Consider the following 3,950-nt stretch of genomic DNA (forward strand, 5'->3'; position numbering starts at 1 on the left):
TAATCACCCCGATCCTAATTCCCCCAGTTTTCAATATTCAGTTATATCAAATCCGTTTAATTCGGTATAAAAAAATGTTCCATCTTCAACCATTACCAAATATTTCTCGATAATTCCCCTCCACCGGAGGGGTTAGGGGTGGGTCCCCACACTCCCCACCATAATAATCTAATTACACCGATGCTACCGGATTTGATATTATATCATGCCCGAAGGCAATCGTTTGTGTAAACCCAAGGGTGAGTATATACAGGAAATTTAAGTTTTTTTTTCTTGCTATTAAACCTTCCTGTCTGTTTCCCGTTCCTTACCTTTGCTATACAATACCGATGCTACCGGACATGATATTACTTGTTTGTTGTCTGATAAAAATGTTTATGGCTTCTTTACCACCAGTTCTAGAGCGATTAAATAACTCTCCAACCTCGGAATTAATTCTTGGGTTGCAATATAAAGCTAAAATTGATTCTGTACATCCTCTCTGTGCCAGGACTAATTTTGAACAACTTGATTCCTGTTTTTTAGGAGTGAGTCTTGAGAATAGTAATTTTCAACCAGCAAAGGTTAAGGCCATGGTTGAATGGATTTCCCGGAGGTTTTCCCATTGTCTAGTCTTGGTGGGAGACAGCATTCACCGTATCAATATAGAACTGAAGCGATCGCTAGACCAAGAAACTGCACTGGTTGAAGCTTTAGAAATTGGTCGTGCTTTCGTTCGGGAACAGGAACATATTTTTAAGGCATTTGGAGAGCAGACTAAATTTACCTTCGAGACTTGCAGTCAAATTCAGACCTGGGATGATTATGCACACTTTCACCAATATCTCCAGATATATTTTAAAAGCAATGCTAAATTCCGCTCGTCAGTTGAAGCATTTAGTCGCAACTATCAGATTAGGCGATATTCAAACCAGAGCGATACCTTGCTCGAGCAGCGCATTCGCCGATCCTGTGACTACTTCTTAGAGGAATTTGCTATTTTCGCCTGTCTTCAAAAGCGTGGGTTTTCGGTCATGGTATACCCAGGAACATTCAGCACCCTAACTGAGATTGTCAACGGAGATTATCCAGATATTTTGGAAGAGATTAAGCAATTAATAATAGTATCTCTCCATTTTAAGAAGCGCTAACTATGCATAAGTAGGGTTTGCTGAAAAAGTCTTATGGGTAAGGCAAGGAGACAGGAGACAGGAGTCAACCCACCCCTAACCCCTCCCCTCCTGGGAGGGGAAGTCAGGATAAATGGGAATTAATAGAGGAGGTTGGAGGAGGAATTGTCCCTTGATTTTTCCGCCTTTGTCTGCTCAAAATGCTAACTTTTTGAGCTTGAGCAACCGACAAGCTTGCACTTTTTTCGCTCCAAAAAGTCTAAATCCTTTATCTGTAAATACTTTGAGGGTTAATCAGCAAGCCCTAAGTAGCCACTTAACTTTGATATAATCCTGAAAATCTATCTTGTAGTCTAGCGAGGAACCAGTACTATGACCAATTCAGAACGACCAGAAAATGCTCTCACAAGGACGCCAATGCCACTCTGGCTGCATCTCTGGGGGCGAGTAAACAGATGGGGGGAACGCCTGCTTGGCACTTTTTGGCTATTTCGATATTTTAGCTCTCCTTTCCCCGGCGTACTTGCCCATCATTTTGGCCCAAATCTTTTCCAAGACCACGGAAATGCCTTTCGCCAAGCAACTGTCGATAGAGGAGAATCAGCATCAAACTATTTTCGCACTTCAGGTATTAGTGCTTGTGCTGAGGCAAACGGGGGCATTTGCTCTTTCCGATTTAATGGACAGATTGCCATTTACCAAAACACGAATGTTCCCCTCACGAGAGACCAGGTTCTAGCACCATCTACAGACCCGGTCAGTGGGCTATTCGGTGATTTTGTCGGCACTCTGCCAAACGACCATCCCCTTCGCCCAGGGAAGCGAGCTGCAGTGGAGAGATCCCTTGGCAATCTAAATTTCATCGCCAAGCTTGAGCCAACTGTGAGAAAACACGCTGTGGACTACCTCAAAAGTGTGGCGAGTCAAGAAATGCCTCTCGACGACTTTGCACTTTTCCTTGTCGCCCATGTAGACAGCTTCGTTCCCGGAATACTTGACCTGACTCAAACGCCCCTGACAACTTATTTGGCATCAACAGAGTATGGTCGAGTGACGCGGGACTTCATAGATATTGCCTCGGAGGCGATCGGTAAGGTCAACCCTGCGGCTATGAGCGACTTTGAAACCATTATTCCGTTTGTTCGCCAGCTTCTGACAGACAACTTTGAAGCCTTGGAAGCAGCTCCTGACTCGAACCTGATCCGGCGGCACTTTGCTCTCTGGGAGCGATCGCTAACAATCCCAGAAATTGAGAATCTCGACCCCGCCAAGTTGAAGGAACTCGGTGCTATCATCGTGGCAACTTACGAAACTACTGCCTTGAGTATGTTGTGGCTCCTTGCTTTTTTGGAAACCTCGCCCGATATTAAAGCAAGCGTTGTTACCGAGGCTCGTTCTGGTGGTAATGAGGAAAAACTATCCTTCATCAATAAAGTTGTACTAGAGGCATTACGCTTAGGTGGTAGCAACCCCACAGCATTATGGCGTCGCACGACTACCCCTTTTGTTCTTCAGCATCAGGGGCGTTCGGTCACAGTTCCGCAGGGCACTATGATGTGGCTCGATCGTCAGCAGGCGAACTCCGATCCGTCGATATTCCCTAATCCGAACCTATTCGACCCAACAAATATAGATGCCATCTTAAAATCTAATCGCGAAAACCTCAATTCGGTACTTGCACGCGATCGCTATGAGATCAATTCCTTCAGCATGACCAACTCTCAGGGAAACCCTCGCAAGTGCCCTGGAAGAATCTTCTCGGTACAGATGCAGTCTATTCTGTTATCGGAGCTTTACAGTCGCTACGAAGTTTCAGCTCAAGGCATTGACCTACAGTTAAAGCACTATAAGACTATGCCCCGACCTGCACAACCAGGAACAATTGTCATCGAACCTCTAGCTGAATAAAGTTTGATATAAAATCAGGTTGAACACTTATTAGACTTGTCGCTTTATAACTATAAAAAACTGCTAAACCCTTATCATGTAAGGATTTTAGCAATTTCCAGTGCAAAACGTATGGAATTACTACTGTGTCTTAATTTGAGCGATTTTTTCTATCTATTTAGCGACAACTCTATTATATAAGCGGATTTGATCTCATCCAAAAATTTCAATAACTATAACGTTACAGTTTAGGATATGATCCCTCATTAGTGAAAAAATCAGAAAACATTACCGCGATTAACCCGGTTTCTGCTTATATAACTGGATTCTATATCATATCAAATCCGGTAGCATTAGTATAATTCAGTAGTGAGGAATAATAAGTCGAAATTCTAGGAATGAGCAACATTTTTTCCCTACTGACGATAGGAATTATATTACTCCGAAGCCAACGGATTTGATCTCATCCAAAAATTTCAATAACTATAACGTTACAGTTTAGGGTATGATCCCTCATTAGTGAAAAAATCAGAAAACATTACCGTGGTAAACCAGGTTTCTGCCTAATATAAAATCAGGTTGAACACTTATTATATAACCGGATTCTATATGAGAGGATTTGGATTTACTTGTTGGACAAGTAGCTTCAAGTCCTCTCTCGCTATTACAGATATGCAATCGCTATAGATATAAGGCAGAATTAAGCTTTTGTTTCAAATAAGGCAATGCGCAGTCGATCTGCTGTATCTTCCATTTCGGCAATCGACTCTAGACTAACAACCACCTTGCTGTCAACACCCAAAATTTCCGCCGCTTTAGCCACCGCCGCTTTTTCTTTTTCATGGTAGAACCCATCAGCTCGACTCATTTTGATCGCTTGGTACAATAGGGAGTGGCGAAAATTAAGTGGAAAATTAAATTTTATTTGACTCAATAGCTCTTCAAGGTTAGCAT

General features: G+C 42.7%; 3 protein-coding genes. 2 read left to right on the forward strand and 1 reads right to left on the reverse strand.

Going from position 1 to position 3,950, the window contains the following annotated elements; all coding sequences use genetic code 11:
- The first annotated feature begins 341 nt into the window (after positions 1 to 341).
- Together D5R40_RS30870 and D5R40_RS30875 are read left to right on the forward strand one after the other, a co-directional pair.
- Positions 342 to 1,130, forward strand: coding sequence for a tRNA-dependent cyclodipeptide synthase (locus D5R40_RS30870; protein WP_161565131.1), 789 nt, complete (start codon positions 342 to 344; stop codon positions 1,128 to 1,130).
- A 351-nt stretch (positions 1,131 to 1,481) separates the two neighbouring features.
- Positions 1,482 to 3,017, forward strand: a complete 1,536-nt coding sequence (locus tag D5R40_RS30875) for a cytochrome P450 (protein ID WP_124147765.1) — start codon at positions 1,482 to 1,484, stop codon at positions 3,015 to 3,017.
- A gap of 679 nt (positions 3,018 to 3,696) precedes the next feature.
- Here the strand turns inward: D5R40_RS30875 and D5R40_RS30880 are convergent.
- The coding region (locus D5R40_RS30880; protein WP_192901334.1) for a TerB family tellurite resistance protein at positions 3,697 to 3,950 on the reverse strand (254 nt) is incomplete at its 5' end.

The sequence above is a fragment of the Okeania hirsuta genome (assembly GCF_003838195.1).
GTDB lineage: Bacteria > Cyanobacteriota > Cyanobacteriia > Cyanobacteriales > Microcoleaceae > Okeania > Okeania hirsuta.